Annotated in this window: 1 pseudogene; it reads left to right on the top strand. The window is 44.6% G+C overall.

From position 1 onward, the window contains the following. A pseudogene (locus B2X72_RS12765) lies at nucleotides 1-213 on the top strand (hypothetical protein); the annotation flags it as partial.

Below are 213 nucleotides of genomic sequence, written 5' to 3'. Positions count from 1 at the left end.
AGTATTGCTGGGGGCTGATCGGCTGAAGCAATACGCGATGGACCATCACCTCAGTTCGGACAAAAAGTATCAGGGTGAGTCCAATGTTGTACTGGAAAGTAACCTGTTTATAAAAAGTTATTTTGAGTCATTGACCCCCTATGCGGAAGCCATCGACCGAGTGAGCCCGCAGATGGAAAATATCAAGATCTATGAATTGATCACCTTGTTGTT

The organism is Sphingobacterium sp. UBA7253, assembly GCF_002472745.1.
GTDB lineage: Bacteria > Bacteroidota > Bacteroidia > Sphingobacteriales > Sphingobacteriaceae > Sphingobacterium > Sphingobacterium siyangense.
This window is presented reverse-complemented; position numbering and strand designations above follow the sequence as displayed.